The sequence below is a fragment of the Pimelobacter simplex genome, from assembly GCF_024662235.1.
In the GTDB taxonomy this organism is placed as follows: domain Bacteria; phylum Actinomycetota; class Actinomycetes; order Propionibacteriales; family Nocardioidaceae; genus Nocardioides.
In genome coordinates this window covers 4,671,876-4,687,006 of record NZ_CP096276.1, presented here as the reverse complement: position 1 = coordinate 4,687,006, position 15,131 = coordinate 4,671,876, and the positions used below count along the sequence as shown (strand labels likewise).

The window sequence follows — 15,131 nt, the reverse complement described above, 5'->3', positions numbered from 1 at the left end:
GGGCGCGGCCCGGACGCCGACGTGCGAGCCGCCCCCTAGCGCCAGTCACCGGCGAGCGTCTCGTCGAGCGCGGCGTCGATGAGGGCGACGAGCGACTGCTCCCCGGCGGAGGGGTCGATCCAGCGGCTGTAGGCGTACTCCGCGGCGGCGAGGACCAGGTGCACGACCAGGCCCGAGCCGTGGCGGTCGGCGGCCAGGCGGACCAGCTCGCCCCGGTCGGCGTCGGCGATCAGGGTCACCCGGGAGCCGAGCTCGGGGGCGGTGAGCATCGCCGCGCGCCAGCGGCGCAGGTCGGTGTCGGCGGCCTCGGCGGTCCGGCCGCGGATGGCCGCGGCGAGGCCGCGGGCGACGGGCTCGTCGGCCGGCCGGGCGGCGTACGCCGCGAGGATGTCGGCGCTGCTGGCGAGCAGCGGCTGCAGGAGCAGGTCCTCCTTGCTCGCGACGTGCCGGAAGTAGGTGCTCGTCGAGACGCCCGCGGCGGTCGCGATCTGCTGCGTGGTCACCGCGGCGAAGCCCTGCTCGGCGAACAGCCGCCAGGCCGCGTCCTGGATCTCGTGGCGCACCCGGGCGCGGTTGCGGGCGCGCAGCGAAGGCATGCGGGCAGGCTCGCAGGTTGCGGAGCGGCTCGCAAGTTGATAGAAACTCCCAACTTGCAATCAACTCCCAAAGAGGAGAGGTGCTGTGGACGAGACCTTCGACGTCGTGGTGGTGGGCTCCGGTGCGGCCGGGCTGGCCGCCGCGATCACCGCCGCCGGGCACGGCCTGCGCGTGGTCGTGCTGGAGAAGTCCGAGCGCTGGGGCGGGACGACGGCCCGCTCGGGCGGCGGGGTCTGGGTGCCGGGCAACCCGGCGGTCCGCGCCCACGTCCCGGCCGGCGACCTCGACGAGGCCCGGCGCTACCTGCACGCGATCGTCGACGAGGTCGACCCGGACCGCATCGACACCTTCGTCGACCGCGGTGCCGAGGCGATGGGCTACCTGGCCGAGCACTCCGCGCTCGACCTGGCCTGGGTGCGCGGGTACGCCGACTACTTCCCCGAGGCGCCGGGTGGTCGCGCCGCCGGGCGCTCGGCCGAGCCGCGGCCCTTCGACGCGCGCCGGATCGGCGACGACCTGGCCACGATGGAGCCGTTCTACACGAAGACGCCGCTCAACGTCGTCGTCCTGCAGTCCGACTACCGCTGGCTCAGCACCGGGCGCCGGCACTGGCGCGGCCCGCTCCACATGGCCCGGATCGGGCTGCGCTTCGCGTGGGCGCGGCTGCGCCGGCGCCGGCTCGTCGGCCTGGGCAGCGCGCTCGTCGCCTCGCTCATGGTGGGCGTGCGTGAGCTCGGTATCCCGGTCCGGCTCGGGACGCCGATGACCGGGCTCGTCGAGGAGGACGGCCGGGTCGTCGGCGTCCGGACCGGAGCCGGGTCCGTGGTGCGGGCGCGGCGCGGAGTGGTCCTCGCCTGCGGCGGCTTCGACCACGACGCCGAGCTGCGTCGTACCCATCAGCGGGAGCCGGCCGGGCCGGAGCTCTCGCTCGGCGTCGCGACCAACACCGGCGACGGGATCCGGGCGGCCCAGGTCGCGGGCGCCGCCACCGACCTGATGGACGACGCCTGGTGGGCGCCGTCGATCCCGCTGCCCAAGGGGCCGTGGTTCGCGCTGTCCGAGCGCTCGCTGCCCGGCGGGATCATCGTCAACCGGCACGGCGAGCGGTTCATGAACGAGTCGCTGCCGTACGTCGAGGCGACCCACCGCATGTTCGGCGGCACCCACGGCCGCGGCGCCGGGCCGGCCGATGCCGCCGAGAACCTGCCGTGCTGGCTGGTCTTCGACCAGACCTACCGAGACCGCTACCTGTTCGCCGGCGTCCAGCCGGGGCGGCCGCTGCCGAAGTCGTGGCTGGCCGGCGGCGCGATCACGAAGGCGGCGTCGCTGGACGAGCTCGCCGCCGAGATCGGGGTCCCCGCCGCGGGGCTGGCCGCGACCGTCGCGCGGTTCAACGCCTTCGCGCGCGACGGGGTCGACGCGGACCACCACCGCGGGGAATCGGCGTACGACCACTACTACGGCGACCTGACGAACAAGCCCAACCCGAGCCTCGGCGCACTCGTGAAGGCGCCGTTCTACGCCGCCCGGATGGTGCCCGCGGACCTCGGCACCAAGGGCGGCATCCGGACCGATCCGCGGGCCCGCGCGCTGCGCGCCGACGGGACGCCGGTCCCGGGTCTCTATGCCGCGGGCAACACCAGCGCCGCCGTCATGGGCCACACGTACGCCGGCCCCGGCGCGACCATCGGCCCGGCCCTCGTGTTCGGCTACCTGGCCGCGCTCGACTGCGTCGAGACGCCCGATCGGGCCTGAACGGCGTGGGGCAGGATGAGCCGCATGACTGACGCACCCGCGGAGCTGGTCCACCTCGAGGTCGCCGACGGCGTCGCGACCATCACCCTGGACTCGCCCTACAACCGCAACGCGCTCTCCCGCCAGCTCGTCACCGAGCTGATCGCCCACCTCGGCACCGCCGACGCGGCGGACGACGTACGCGTCGTCGTGCTGCGCTCCTCGGGCCGGGTGTTCTGCTCGGGCGCGGACCTCTCCGAGGCCGCGACCGTCCCGATGCACGAGGGCGCCCGCGCGATCGTCGGCCTGCAGCGCCAGATCGTCGCGCTGTCCAAGCCCGTCGTCACCGTGGTCGAGGGCGCGGCCCGCGCCGGCGGCATCGGCATCGTGGCCGCCTCCGACATCGTGGTCGTCGCCGACGACGCCACCTTCGCGCTCACCGAGGTCAAGCTCGGCCTGACCCCGGCGGTCATCTCGCTCACCGTCTTCCCGCGGATGACCCCGCGCGGCGCGGCGCTCACCGCCCTCGGCGGCGAGGTGTTCACCGGTGCCGAGGCGCGCGACTACGGCCTCGCGACGTACGCCGTCCCGGCCGCGACGCTCCAGGCCCAGGTCGACGAGGTCGTCGGCCAGATCGCGACCGGCGCCGCCCAGGGCCTGCGCGAGACCAAGAAGCTGCTCGGTGCCGAGCTGCTCGAGCGCATCGACGCCAAGGGCGAGGAGCTCGTCGAGCTGAGCGCCCGGCTGTTCGGCTCCGACGAGGCGCGCGAGGCGATGACCGCGTTCCTCTCGCGCAAGAAGGGCTAGGCCGGGGCTAGAAGTCGAGGAACCCGGCGACGACCTCGTCGACCAGGCCGTCGTCGCCGGGCGTCCCGTAGAAGTAGACCGAGCCGTAGCCCCAGAGGTACTCCTCGACGACGTCCTCGAGCGGCCCGTCGACCGGCCAGCCGTCCTCGTCGACCTGGAACAGGAAGCGGTGCCCGTCGGCCTCGACCGCGGCGGCGTACGACGGCTCGTCCTGGATGAGCACGGGCGCGTCGGCGACCCGGACCAGGGCGGGCGCGGGGCCGGACGCCGGGACGAGGGCCGTCGAGCGCAGCCCCGGCCAGCCGAGCCCGGTCCGGTCGCCGCGGGGCGAGGGCGGGTGGACGAGCGCCCGCATCGCCATCGCCGGGTAGGTCAGGTCGTCGTCGCCGATGTCGAAGCCCGCGCGCAGGAGCACCGAGACCTCGCGGCCGGCCGCCCACGGGGCGCATCCGGCCGGCAGCGTCAGCACGTAGCGGTGCGTGGCGAGCCAGGGGTGGTCCTCGACGGCCCGCGGGGGTGCGCCGCCGAGCCGGCCGCCGTCCGCGGTGTCGGGGAGGGCAGGGGTGAGGTCGAGACTCATCGGCCGGCTCCGCTCCGCCAGGCGCGGGGCCCGGTCCCGTGCTCGCGGGAGAACGCGCGGGAGAACGCCGCCTCGGAGGCGTACCCGACCGCGCGGCCGATCGCGCCGACCGGGTCGGTGGTCGTGGTGAGCAGCTCGGCGGCGCGGGCCAGGCGGATCCGCTGGAGGTAGCGGCCCGGCGGCTCGCCCACGAGCCGGCCGAAGCGGGCCGCGAACGCCGCCCGGGAGAGCATCGCCAGGTCGGCGAGCTGGTCGACGGTCCACGGGTGCTCGGGCCGGAGGTGGATCGCGGTCAGGGCGGGCCCGAGCTGGTGGTCCAGGGCGGCGACCAGCCAACCACTGCCGCCGGCGCCGGCGCTCTGCTGGGCCGACCAGGCGCGCAGGGCCTGGATGAAGAGCAGGTCGAGGATCCGCGACACCATCACGTGCGAGCCCGGCCGCGGGTCGCCGACCTCGACGGCGAGCAGGCGGGCGCACAGCGGGAGCCAGTCGGGGCCCTCGGCGGCGCGGACGAGGACGGCGGGCGGCAGCACCGCGAGCACCGGCGCGGCCAGGCCCTCGTCGACCAGGAATCGGCCGCTGAGCCACTGCGCGCCCGGCCCCGGGTGGAGCCGGTGGGCGCCGCCGCGGGCCATCAGCGCGAGGTCGCCGGCGGCGACCTCGACGCTCGTGGCGCCGTCGCCGGTGCGCAGCTCGACGGTGCCGGTCACGACCAGGTGCAGCACCCGGTCGCCGCGCGGGTGGCGTACGACGCGCCGGCCCTCCTCGCGGACCGAGGTCACGTCGGCGCCGCGCAGGTGGATCATCTCGAGCACCGCGGACAACGCGTCGGCCGGCGTGTCGCCCGGCGTGTCGGTCAACGCGTCGACCCCGTCAAGCGGAACGGCAATGTTTTCAGGCGCCACGGGCATGGTTCCTTGCTCGGTCATCTCGTTAGCGTGGCAGCACCCTACTTCAGCGCCGACCGGCGCACCACGACCGAGGAGCCACCATGTCCACTCCCACCATCGTCCTCGTCCACGGCTTCTGGGGCGGCGCCGCGCACTGGGCCAAGGTGATCGTCGAGCTCGACCGCCGGGGCCACCGCGGCCTGCGCGCCGTCGAGCTCCCGCTGACCTCGCTGGCCGACGACGCGACCCGCACCCGGGAGCTGGTCCGCCAGGTCGACGGACCCGTCGTCCTGGTCGGCCACTCCTACGGCGGCGCGGTGATCTCCGAGGCCGGCAACCTGCCCAACGTGGCCGGCCTGGTCTACGTCGCGGCGTTCGCGCCGGACGCCGGCGAGAGCGCCGGCCAGATCAGCGAGGAGCACCCGCCGGCGGCGTTCGCCAACATCGAGCCCGACTCCGACGGGCGGCTGTGGATCAAGCCGGAGCTCTTCGGCGAGAGCTTCGCCCAGGACCTGCCGGCCGAGGAGACCCTGGTCATGGGGGTCACCCAGAAGGCGCCGCTGGGCAGCACGTTCGGCGACACCGTCACCGACCCGGCCTGGCGGCACAAGCCGTCCTGGTACCAGGTCTCGGCCGACGACCGGATGATCCACCCCGACAACCAGCGCCGGATGGCGGCGCGGATGGAGCCCCGCGGCACCGTCGAGCTCGCCGCCAGCCACGCCTCGCTCGCCTCGCAGCCCGCGGCGATCGCGGACCTGGTCGAGGAGGCGGTTCACAGCGTCACCCTCTAGAACCTGTTCTAGTTCTGGCCTAGGCTGCGCGCGTGGACTTCGCGATGGTGACCGCCTACCACCCGATCGACCAGCTGGTCCCGCTCGCGCGGGCCGCCGAGGAAGCGGGGATCAGCGCGCTCAGCCTGGCCGACCACGTGGTCGACCTGGAGACGATCCAGACGCCGTACCCCTACACCTCGGACGGGCGGCGGCGCTGGGAGACCGACGTCGACTGGCCCGACCCGTGGGTGACGATCGGGGCGCTGTCGCAGGTGACCACGCGGATGCAGTTCTTCACCTCGATCTACGTGGCCGCCATGCGCAACCCGTTCATCGTCGCCAAGGCCGTCGGTACGGCGGCCGCGCTGTCCGGCGGCCGGGTCGCGCTCGGCATCGGCGTCGGCTGGTGCCGTGACGAGTTCGAGCTCCTCGAGGAGGACTTCGCGACCCGCGGGCGGCGTACCGACGAGGGGCTCGACCTCATGCGCGAGCTCTGGGAGCCCGGCTGGACCGAGTTCGCCGGGGAGTTCTACCGCTGCGAGCGCCTCGTCATGAAGCCCGAGCCGCCGGGCCCGATCCCGGTCTGGGTCGGCGGCATGTCCGACGTCGCGCTGCGCCGCGCGGCCCGCAACGACGGCTGGATCGGCGACATGGCGACCGTCGACGAGGCGATCGCGATCGGCGAGCGCCTGCGCGAGATGCGCCGGGCCGCCGGCCGCGATCCCGAGGAGCCGTTCGCGGTCGCCCCGGCGCTGACCGACGCCCTGCTCCCCGAGGACTTCGCCCGCGCCTCGCGCGGCGGCGTCACGATGTGCCTGACGATGCCGTGGATGTACTACTACCCGCAGCACGCGCCGCTGGAGCAGAAGCTCGACGGCATCGCCCGGTTCGGCGCGGACGTCATCGCGCCGACACGCGCGCTGCTGGCCGGTTGATCCTGCCGGGGTCCGCCCGGCTCATCCCTCCAGGTAGGTCGTCAGCGCGGTGACCAGCGTCCGGTGCGCGCGGTCGGTGTCGACCGTCGTACCGAACTGCTCGTCGGCACGCAGTCCGCGCAGGGCGCTGGGCAGCAGCGCGGCCACGTCCGAGGCGCGGTCGGCGTCGACCGGTGGACCGTCGAGCGTGGCGAAGAAGTGCAGGAAGGCCTCGGCCCACAGCTCGTCGAGCCTCGCCAGCGAGGCGGACGTGCGCGGGTGCGACTCGGCGAGGACGTCGAGCGGCCGGGGAAGCCCGGCCCGGACGGTCTCGATCGCGACGCCGTACGGCGAGGCGAGCACCGAGCGGTAGAGCTGGGCCACCTCGGCGACCCGGCCCTGCACGGTGGCGCTCTCCGGCGCGGCCCACAGCTGGGGTCCGGCGTCGATGATCAGCTCGACCACCGAGGACCAGAACCCGTCGGAATCGCCGAAGAGGTTCTGGACCGAGCCCCAGCTGAGCCCCGCCTCTTTGGCGACCATGTTGATGGAGACGGTCTCCGGTCTCCCGGTTCCGAGCATCTCCAGCGCGGTGGAGAGCAGCTTCTCGCGAGCTGCCACCCCTCTTTTGTTCGGTTTGCGCGGCGGAGCCGCAGGCGTCGTTCTCATCGTGTTCCCCCCTAGGACGCAGCGATGCCTTGCTGATATTCAACCAACAACCTGGCAGCGCGCTACGGCTCTGTCCCGGCCTGTAGAGTTGGTGGCTTGCCGCATCGGGGATGTGGTGGTCAGAACACGAGTGCGGACGGTAGGGGTCACGTCGGTGGCAGACGAGCTGGTGGAGCGCGAGGTCGCGGAAGAACAGGCCTTCGTCGACCGGGTCTATCGGCAGCTGGAGCAGGCCGGCAAGGCCGCCCAGTCGCTCGCCCGTGAGGGGCACTCGCGTGCGCACCTCGGGCACGAAGGTGGTCTGGTCGAGCGGGACGCGATGGTCTTCCAGGCCGCGAAGCGGATCGCCCAGCTCGACGCCGCCCACGAGGGCCTGGTGTTCGGCCGGCTCGACCTCGACGCCGCCGTCGACGTCCAGCCCCGCTACGTCGGCCGGATCGGGCTGCGCGACGACCAGCACGACTCGCTGCTGATCGACTGGCGCGCGCCCGCCGCCGCGGTGTTCTACCAGGCGACCGCCGCCGAGCCCCAGCACGTGCTGCGCCGCCGGGTGCTGCGCAGCGCCGGCCGCTCCGTCGTCGGGGTCGAGGACGAGCTGCTCGACGCCGACGGCATGGCCGTCGCCGAGGAGGCCGGCCGCGCGCTCCCGATCATCGGCGAGGGCGCGCTCATGGCCCAGCTCTCCCGCGCCCGCGACCGCTCGATGCACTCGATCGTCGCGACCATCCAGGCCGAGCAGGACAAGGCGATCCGGGCGCCCTCCAAGGGCGTCGTCAGCATCTCCGGCGGCCCGGGCACCGGCAAGACCGTCGTCGCCCTGCACCGCGCGGCCTTCCTGCTCTACACCGACCGGCAGCGCTACGAGCGCGGCGGCGTCCTCGTCGTCGGCCCCTCGGGCGTCTTCATGCGCTACATCGAGCGCGTGCTGCCCTCCCTCGGCGAGACCGCCGTCGCCCTGCGCAGCCTCGGCGAGGTCGTCGACGAGGTGCGCGCCACCCGCCACGACGAGCCCGCCGTCGCCGACGTCAAGGGCTCGGCGCGCATGGCCGAGGTGATGCGTCGTACCGCCCGGCAGCAGGCGCCCGGCAGCCCCCGCGAGTACCGCGTCTTCTGGCGCGACGACCGGCTCGTGCTCGACCGCGGCCGGCTCGGCCAGGTCCGCCGCCAGCTCATGTCCCAGGGCCTGCGCAACAAGCAGCTCCCGCGCGTGTCCAACGCCCTGCTCGACGCGCTCTGGCGCCAGGTCCGCGGCGAGCGCGGCCGCGACCAGGGCCGCGAGAAGTTCAACGACGACATGCTCTCCCGCCAGGACTTCCTCGACTTCGCGCTGTCCTGGTGGCCGCCGCTCGACGCCGCCACCGTGCTCTGCTGGCTGCGCGACCCCGAGCTCCTCGCCCGGGTCTCCGAGGGCATCCTGAGCGCCGAGGAGCAGCGCCTCCTCGCCAAGTCCTGGGCCGGCCTCGACCCCACCCGCGCGATCAGCGGCCAGATCTCCATCGAGGACGTGCCCCTGCTCGACGAGCTCCGCTACGCCCTCGGCGACGTCCCCCAGAAGGCCGACGACGAGCGCGACGACCCGCTCGCCCTCATCGAGGGCGCCGTCGACATCCAGGAGCTGATGACCGCCTCGGAGCGCGAGTACGCCCCCGCCGGCCGCGCCTGGCGCCCCCCGGTGAGCAGCATCGAGGACGACGGCTACGCCCACGTCCTCATCGACGAGGCCCAGGACCTCACGCCCATGCAGTGGCGCATGGTCGGCCGCCGCGGCCGCACCGCCTCCTGGACCATCGTCGGCGACCCCGCCCAGTCCTCCTGGCCCGTCCCCGCTGAGTCCGACGCCGCCCGCGGCGAAGCCCTCGAGCGCAAGCAGATCCACCGCTTCCACCTCTCGACCAACTACCGCAACTCGGCCGAGATCTACGCCCACGCCGCCGCCTACGCCGAACGCGTCGGCCTCGACGCCGACCTGCCCGACGCGGTCCGCCGTACGGGCGTGCCTCCGCGCGAGGTGGTCCTCGCCGACGGCGCCGACCTCGAGTCCGCCACCCGCGCAGCCGTCCTCGAGCTCGCCGAGGCCGTCTCGGGGACCGTGGGCATCGTCGTACCGGTGGCCCGGCGCTCCGAGGTCAACGCCTGGCTCGCCTCCTGGCCCGAGCTCGCCGACGACGCCGCCGGCGCCCGCGCCGCCGTGGACTCGTCGGTGACGCCCTCGGGGGACGACCGGGTCGTCGTACTGACGGGGTTGGACACCAAGGGGCTGGAGTTCGACGGCATCGTGGTGGTGCGTCCTCAGGAGATCGAGGACGAGTCGCAGACGGGGCGGGCGACGTTGTACGTCGTACTGACTCGGGCGACGCAGCTGCTCACGACGATCAGCTGAGAAAAGACCGAGTGCCCCGGCTGGCTTGCCGGGGCACTCGGGCTCAGGATCTCGTGGCTGTCACTGATCGCTTCTCGTGGTGATCGAGAAGACGTGGAGCCGCGGCTGGTCACAACCGGACGCCGTCGTCGTGAGCGTGGCGCCCGTGCTGGGCAGGGTGATGCTCTTGAGCGGACGACCCTTGAGGCCTGCCAGGACGTCGATCTCGATCACGTACAGGCCGGCCGGAGCGTTGACGACCGTTGCGGTGGCGCCACTGACGAACCGGTTGAGACTGATCGCCGGCGCAGGGTCGTTGGTGGCGGTCAAGGGGTCGCGCCACTCGGGAACCGTGTACGGGACCATGTAGTTCCGAACCGATGGTTCCCCACCGCCCTCGGCCAGCTGCCGCAGGTCGAACTGGCGCAAGAGCTCCGGGCTGACGTTGCCGCACGACGCCGCGACCAACAGGTCGACGTGGTCCGCGACGACATTGGGAAGGGAGATCTCCTGGCCGGCCGCGATGACGTTGTCGAGCCCATCGGCGCCCTGTGCCGGGATCGCGAAGGTCGCCGTCGCGGGCGCGCCCGCATTGTCACTGAACGTGGCCGTGAGGTTCTGGCCAGGCACGACCCCGGCGGCGGCGAGAGCTTGCTGGGAGAGAGCTCGGTTGGGCTGGGCTGGCTGGCTGCCCACCGCAGGTCGAGCCGGCTCCAGCCCCATCGGGTTGAACCAGCTCTCACTCACGATGCCGTCGTTGTTGAACGCCGCCTGCAGCGAGGAGTACTCGCCGGACCGGATCTGTGTCAGACGAAGATAGTCGAGCTTCACCGTCGCCGGAGTGGAAGCAGAGGCGTCAGGAAACCTGATCTTGACCTTGTTGGGCCCGGCTTCGAGCTGATAGCCGCCCAGCCCCACGTACTTCCGACCGTTGAGCTCGGCATCGGTGCTGATGGGAGCTTCATCGTGGCTCGCTGCCGACATCGCGCTCGCAGCGGTCAGTGGAGGCATGGCAGCGACGGCAGCGAGGGCGGCACGCACCGCGCCCGCAGCAGGAAAGGGTGGACTGAGCCTCTTCCACTACACTGACGAAGCCGGCATGCGAGGAATTCTTGACAGCGGAAAACTAAACCCGTCCTTGAAAAAGGTCAGTCCTAAGGACGCACGGTACGGCGATGGTCAGTATCTCACCGATATTCTTCCCGGGACGAAGACTTGTGCTCAGCTTTCGGCCTGTTTCCTGGGCATTCCGTTTCAGGGTCGGAAGTTCACCAACTTCTTGGAGATCGACGTTTCAGGTCTGAGCATTGTCAAGGGGCGGGAAGGGGTGTACGTGAATCAGTCTGGGGAGCCGCTGGACATCACCAAGCGCCTTGTTAGTGCAGGGTGGAACTAGTGAGGTACCAACGCGTCCATTGGCGACACGGCCTCGCGGAGTTTCCCGTTGTGCTGTTCAGCGAGATTGACGGTGACGGCTGGGAGACTCGAAAAGTCGACGAGTACGCAGACGGTCATCTCGACCTCGCTGGCAACGGTATTGAAACCGGAAGGACGTTCCTAGGGCTGGATCGAGTGCCGTCCCTTGACGAAATCAACGATGACCGTCAGTTCTTGGCAGAGGAGATCACTGCGGAAGAGTTCGACGCAGTTTGGAGCAAAGCCATGGAATGGTTCGAGCTGACCTAGGCCTGTTGACGGCGGGTCCCACGGAGGTACCCAGAACTGAAACGCGCCCGCCATGTGGTGATTCGGTCGGTCAGGCGACCCCAGTCGGTGTCGCCGAGAGCGCGCTCTCGGCGACATGTGATGAGGGACTCTCTGCAGAGGTCATGCTGGTCTCGCACCGTGGAGGTCGACCATGCCACGCAGACGGGAGTGACGTGCGGCTTCGAGGGTCCGCCGGCCCCGATGCTGCCGACACTGACTGGGCACTCTGTCGGTCCCGTCCGATAGGACGTACGATCCGCGCCATGGAGCGCCGCGACGACGACGGCCCCGACGACCGGGGAGCCGTCGCCTGGACCCAGGCCGATCACATCCCCGACGACGCGCGCCGGATGGGCCTGAGCCGGTCGGTCCCCGACGGCGCGATGCTCGAGCTGGCGGGGGCGCTCGACAGCCGCAAGCGCTCGCACCGGGTGGTGGCGTGGGTGCTGCTGTTCGCGTTCGCGGTGCCGGTGCTGCTGAGCCTGCTCAGCCTGCTGCGCTGACGGCTGCCTCCAGGGCGGGCAGGCCGCCCTCGTTGACCTCGTGCCAGAGGCTCTTGGCCAGGTGGACGGCGTCGTGGCGCTCGGGGCGACGCAGGCGCACGCGCCAGCCGGAGTCCGCCTCCACGTCCACCACCCAGGTACGACGTGCGGCGAACGGCCCGAGGACGTGCGGGCGCAGCCACCGCATCCAGCGGGGGACGCGCACGCGCACGCCGAGGCGGTCGCTGGTGCGCTCCAGGCGGGCGCCGCCAGGCTCGATCGCGATCGTCACCCGTACGCCGTCGGGTCCGCGCGCGTCGTCGAGGTACTGGCGAGCCATGGCGGGAGCCTAGGGGGGGCGGCCCCGCGGGCCGTTGTGCAACCTGCCAACGCCCCCGCACAAGGTTGTGCAGGCGGCCCGAGAGCGGTGGGGTGCCTCGCTGCGACCGTTGACGGTACGACGACGAAGCCGTCGCCCGATCCGAGGAGGCACCCGATGGCGAAGTACGCAACGCGTGGAACGGACGGCACGACCGTTCCCTGGCGCGACAAGAAGCGCTACCTGTGGATCCTGGGGCTGGTCGTCCCGGCCACGCCGCTCGTGGGGATCGCGCTCTTCGAGGCGACCGACCGCTCGTTGTGGTTCTGGTTGACGCCGGTGATGTTCTTCGCGCTGATCCCGCTCATCGACCTCGTCGCCGGGTACGACAGCACCAACCCGCCCGACGACGTGATCGAGGCGCTGGAGAACGACCGCTTCTACCGGTGGGTGACCTACCTCTACCTCCCGGTCCAGTACGTCGGCTTCGTCATCGCGATGTGGTTCCTCGCGACCGCGGACCTGACCGTGGCGGCCAAGGTAGGCCTGGCGATCTCGATCGGTGTGGTCGGTGGCGTCGCCATCAACACCGCGCACGAGCTCGGGCACAAGCGGGAGTCGGTGGAGCGCTGGGCGTCGAAGATCGCGCTGGCGCAGACGTTCTACGGCCACTTCTACATCGAGCACAACCGCGGGCACCACGTCCGGGTCGCGACGCCCGAGGACCCGGCGTCGAGCCGGATGGGGGAGAGCGTCTACCGGTTCTGGCCGCGCACCGTCGCCGGCTCGCTGAAGAGCTCGTGGGAGCTCGAGGCCAAGCGCTACCAGCGCAAGAGCACGCACCCGTTCCACCTCGGCAACGACGTCCTCAACGCGTGGCTGATGACCGTGGCGCTCTGGGGCGGGCTCCTGCTCTGGCTCGGCCTGGCGTACGACGTGAACCCGCTCGGGCTGCTGCCGTACCTCGTGCTGCAGGCGGTCGTCGGCTTCTCGCTGCTCGAGGTCGTCAACTACATGGAGCACTACGGGATGCTGCGCCAGAAGGTCGGTGCGGAGGGCAAGCAGCGCTTCGAGCGGGTCACGCCGGCGCACTCGTGGAACTCCAACAACATCGCGACCAACGTGCTGCTGTACCACCTGCAGCGGCACAGCGACCACCACGCGAACCCGACCCGTCGCTACCAGACGCTGCGCGACTTCAAGGACGCTCCCGTGCTGCCGACCGGCTACACCGGCATGATCGTCGTGGCGCTGTTCCCGCCGGCGTTCCGGGCGCTCATGGACAAGCGCGTCGTCGCCCACTACGACGGCGACATCCGCCAGGCCAACGTGCTGGCGAGCAAGCGCGAGAAGCTGCTGCGCAAGTACCCCGTGCCGGCCGAGGTCGTCGCCGCGGAGGCCGCCGTCCAGGCCGACACCAGTGCCCACGAGTTCGAGGGCGAGGTGCTCGCCGCGCAGTGCCCCGGCTGCCAGTACACCTACGAGGTCGCGGAGGGCAACGAGCTCGAGGGGTTCGCCGCCGGCACGGCCTGGAAGGACATCCCGGACGACTGGTGCTGCCCCGACTGCGGGGTGCGCGAGAAGGTCGACTTCAAGGCCGTCGAGCCGCGGCACAAGGTCGGTGCGTGATGCGCATCGTCGCCGACAAGGCCAAGTGCGAGGGCCTCGGGATGTGTGAGTCCATGGCCAACGACTACTTCGAGGTGGACGAGGACGACGAGCTGGTCCAGGTCCTGGACGAGGCGCCGCCCGAGGCCGACCGGGCGCACGTGTTTGCCGCGGTCCAGGCCTGTCCGGTGCTGGCCCTGACCCTGGAGGGCTAGGGCGGCTAGGCCCGGTGGAACAGCTCGTGGTGGCGCAGCGCCACCGCGAGCTGGGGGCTGATCCGGGCGATCGGGTGGCCGAGCATCTCCTCGGCCTGCCCGAGCCGGTACCGGATCGTGTTGCGGTGGACGACGAGCGCGCGGGCCGCCTCCTCGGCGCTCCCGCCGCTGTCGAGGTACGCCGTGAGGGTCTCCCGGATCCGCTGGGTGCTCTCGTCCTCGCCGACGAGCGGCCCGAGCTCGCGGGCGACGAAGCGGTCGACCTCGGGGGAGCAGCCGAGCAGGACGGGGAGCTCGACGTCCGTGTAGAGGGCGAGCCAGCCGGACGTGTCGGGGGTGGTCACCCGGAGGGCGCCCTGGGCCTCGCGGTGCGAGGCGACGAAGCCGGCGATGCCGGGGGTGGCCGAGCCGACGCCGACGACCACGCTCTCGTGGGCCAGCGAGCCGGGGGTGGCGGCGAGGGCGGCGAGCGCGGTCAGGTCGGGGGCGTCGCGGGTGCCGAGCCACATCCAGAGCTGGCGGCCGCCGGGCTTGACGACGAGGGGACTGGCGGCGCCGATGCGGCGGGCGAGCTCGGTGGCGAGCTGCTCCAGGGTCCCGGCGCGCTCGGCGTCCCCGACGGAGAGGACGACGGCCGTGTGGTGCACCGAGATCGGGTAGCCGCCGAGGGCGGACGAGGCCTCGCGAGCGTCGCCGAGCTCACCGGCCAGGATCGAGCGGACCGACTCGTAGCGCTGGGCCGCTGCTCCGGCCAGGACCCGCGAGCGCGCGGCCTGGTAGGCCGCGATCGACTCCGTGATCGACTGGTCGAGCCAGACGCCGGCCCGGTTCCAGAAGTACATGAGCAGGTCGGCTCGGTCGAAGTCGCCCGGCGGCAGCGCCTTGATCAGCTCGCTGACGTAGTCCCAGACCTCCTGCTGGGCCACCCGGTAGAACCGGATGAGCATCTCCAGCGGCAGCTGCCGGTCGGCCAGCTCGACCGAGAGCCGGCGCGCGGCCTCGACGAGGTGGAAGTGCTGCTCGGGCTGCGCGAAGTCGCCGAGGAACGCGAGCCAGTGCTCGCGCACGGTGATCCGGACCTGCTCGGGCAGCCCCTCGACCGCCCCGACCTCGGGCATCTCGGTGAGGATCGCGTTGGTCACCCGGTCGACCCAGATCTCGACCTCGTCGGGCTGGGCCTGCTCGGCGACGTACGCCAGCAGCCAGGGTGCCAGGTCCGACGGCATCGACTCGCTGCTCACCCGGTCACCCTAGGGGGTGATCTGCGGATCCGCGCCTGCTGCGCGCCACCGGCGACTCGATCCGGCGGCGTTGTCGGAGACTCGACGGGCCTCCGGCCCGCCTTCGCTCCTCCGCCTTGCCAGATCGGCCGCCGGAGACGCTCGCGACGACGCGGACCCGCAGGTCACCCCCTAGGGCGTGACCTGCGTCTTTGTGCACCGGGACAAAGGCCTAGTCCATCTTTGGACCGCCG

At 72.1% G+C, this 15,131-nt stretch carries 17 protein-coding genes; 10 read left to right on the top strand and 7 right to left on the bottom strand.

Annotated features, from left to right (window positions below; all coding sequences use genetic code 11):
* Positions 1-35: 35 nt before the first annotated feature.
* A complete protein-coding gene (locus M0M48_RS22975) occupies positions 36-596 on the bottom strand; it encodes a TetR/AcrR family transcriptional regulator (protein WP_257752897.1) in 561 nt (186 codons plus the stop codon).
* A gap of 85 nt (positions 597-681) precedes the next feature.
* Between M0M48_RS22975 and kstD the strand changes: the two genes are divergently transcribed.
* Together kstD and M0M48_RS22965 are read left to right on the top strand one after the other, a co-directional pair.
* Positions 682-2,352, top strand: coding sequence for a 3-oxosteroid 1-dehydrogenase (gene kstD, locus M0M48_RS22970; RefSeq protein WP_257759271.1), 1,671 nt, complete (start codon positions 682-684; stop codon positions 2,350-2,352).
* A gap of 24 nt (positions 2,353-2,376) precedes the next feature.
* Positions 2,377-3,138 carry an enoyl-CoA hydratase-related protein gene (locus M0M48_RS22965; protein ID WP_308220339.1) on the top strand — a complete coding sequence of 254 codons (762 nt, stop codon included), beginning with the start codon at positions 2,377-2,379 and terminating at the stop codon, positions 3,136-3,138.
* A 7-nt stretch (positions 3,139-3,145) separates the two neighbouring features.
* On the opposite strand, the gene M0M48_RS22960 is transcribed toward M0M48_RS22965, so the two are convergent.
* The gene (locus M0M48_RS22960; RefSeq protein ID WP_257752895.1) at positions 3,146-3,718 is read right to left on the bottom strand and encodes a hypothetical protein; all 573 of its coding nucleotides are present in this window, start codon (positions 3,716-3,718) and stop codon (positions 3,146-3,148) included.
* Positions 3,715-4,578 carry an AraC family transcriptional regulator gene (locus tag M0M48_RS22955; protein ID WP_257752894.1) on the bottom strand — a complete coding sequence of 288 codons (864 nt, stop codon included), beginning with the start codon at positions 4,576-4,578 and terminating at the stop codon, positions 3,715-3,717. Before M0M48_RS22955 ends, M0M48_RS22960 begins: the two co-directional genes overlap by 4 nt.
* Positions 4,579-4,709: 131 nt before the next feature.
* Here M0M48_RS22955 and M0M48_RS22950 point away from each other — a divergent pair, with 131 nt between their 5' ends.
* Positions 4,710-5,402, top strand: coding sequence for an alpha/beta hydrolase (locus tag M0M48_RS22950; RefSeq protein ID WP_257752893.1), 693 nt, complete (start codon positions 4,710-4,712; stop codon positions 5,400-5,402).
* 32 nt (positions 5,403-5,434) lie between these two features.
* Positions 5,435-6,319 (top strand): TIGR03619 family F420-dependent LLM class oxidoreductase, encoded by an 885-nt coding sequence (locus M0M48_RS22945; protein ID WP_215812295.1) that lies wholly within the window; start codon positions 5,435-5,437, stop codon positions 6,317-6,319.
* Between the two features lie 21 nt (positions 6,320-6,340).
* Here M0M48_RS22945 and M0M48_RS22940 read toward each other — a convergent pair whose 3' ends face one another.
* A complete protein-coding gene (locus M0M48_RS22940; protein WP_215812296.1) occupies positions 6,341-6,919 on the bottom strand; it encodes a TetR/AcrR family transcriptional regulator in 579 nt (192 codons plus the stop codon).
* A 202-nt stretch (positions 6,920-7,121) separates the two neighbouring features.
* Between M0M48_RS22940 and M0M48_RS22935 the strand changes: the two genes are divergently transcribed.
* Positions 7,122-9,347 carry a HelD family protein gene (locus tag M0M48_RS22935; protein ID WP_257752892.1) on the top strand — a complete coding sequence of 742 codons (2,226 nt, stop codon included), beginning with the start codon at positions 7,122-7,124 and terminating at the stop codon, positions 9,345-9,347.
* Positions 9,348-9,407: 60 nt separating this feature from the next.
* On the opposite strand, the gene M0M48_RS22930 is transcribed toward M0M48_RS22935, so the two are convergent.
* The gene (locus tag M0M48_RS22930) at positions 9,408-10,337 is read right to left on the bottom strand and encodes a hypothetical protein (protein ID WP_257752891.1); all 930 of its coding nucleotides are present in this window, start codon (positions 10,335-10,337) and stop codon (positions 9,408-9,410) included.
* Between M0M48_RS22930 and M0M48_RS22925 the strand changes: the two genes are divergently transcribed.
* The 3 genes from M0M48_RS22925 to M0M48_RS22915 all read left to right on the top strand — a co-directional run bounded on the left by M0M48_RS22925 (position 10,336) and on the right by M0M48_RS22915 (position 11,536).
* Positions 10,336-10,722: an HYD1 signature containing ADP-ribosyltransferase family protein gene (locus M0M48_RS22925; RefSeq protein ID WP_257752890.1), complete on the top strand. Its 387-nt coding sequence runs from the start codon at positions 10,336-10,338 to the stop codon at positions 10,720-10,722. The two genes, M0M48_RS22930 and M0M48_RS22925, sit on opposite strands and share 2 nt — an antisense overlap.
* Positions 10,713-11,012: a DUF6881 domain-containing protein gene (locus tag M0M48_RS22920; RefSeq protein ID WP_374586315.1), complete on the top strand. Its 300-nt coding sequence runs from the start codon at positions 10,713-10,715 to the stop codon at positions 11,010-11,012. The genes M0M48_RS22925 and M0M48_RS22920 overlap by 10 nt, the downstream gene beginning before the upstream one ends.
* Before the next feature lie 284 nt (positions 11,013-11,296).
* Entirely contained in the window at positions 11,297-11,536 is a 240-nt protein-coding gene (locus M0M48_RS22915; protein ID WP_257752888.1) for a hypothetical protein, read from the top strand.
* Here M0M48_RS22915 and M0M48_RS22910 read toward each other — a convergent pair.
* On the bottom strand, positions 11,520-11,855 hold the full coding sequence (locus M0M48_RS22910) for a hypothetical protein (protein ID WP_257752887.1): 336 nt from the start codon (positions 11,853-11,855) through the stop codon (positions 11,520-11,522). The genes M0M48_RS22915 and M0M48_RS22910 overlap by 17 nt on opposite strands.
* A 156-nt stretch (positions 11,856-12,011) precedes the next feature.
* Between M0M48_RS22910 and M0M48_RS30915 the strand changes: the two genes are divergently transcribed.
* Together M0M48_RS30915 and M0M48_RS22895 are read left to right on the top strand one after the other, a co-directional pair.
* On the top strand, positions 12,012-13,463 hold the full coding sequence (locus M0M48_RS30915) for a fatty acid desaturase (protein ID WP_308220338.1): 1,452 nt from the start codon (positions 12,012-12,014) through the stop codon (positions 13,461-13,463).
* The gene (locus M0M48_RS22895; protein ID WP_215812304.1) at positions 13,463-13,657 is read left to right on the top strand and encodes a ferredoxin; all 195 of its coding nucleotides are present in this window, start codon (positions 13,463-13,465) and stop codon (positions 13,655-13,657) included. The genes M0M48_RS30915 and M0M48_RS22895 overlap by 1 nt, the downstream gene beginning before the upstream one ends.
* Positions 13,658-13,662: 5 nt before the next feature.
* On the opposite strand, the gene M0M48_RS22890 is transcribed toward M0M48_RS22895, so the two are convergent.
* On the bottom strand, positions 13,663-14,898 hold the full coding sequence (locus tag M0M48_RS22890; protein ID WP_215812305.1) for a PucR family transcriptional regulator: 1,236 nt from the start codon (positions 14,896-14,898) through the stop codon (positions 13,663-13,665).
* Positions 14,899-15,131 lie beyond the last annotated feature (233 nt).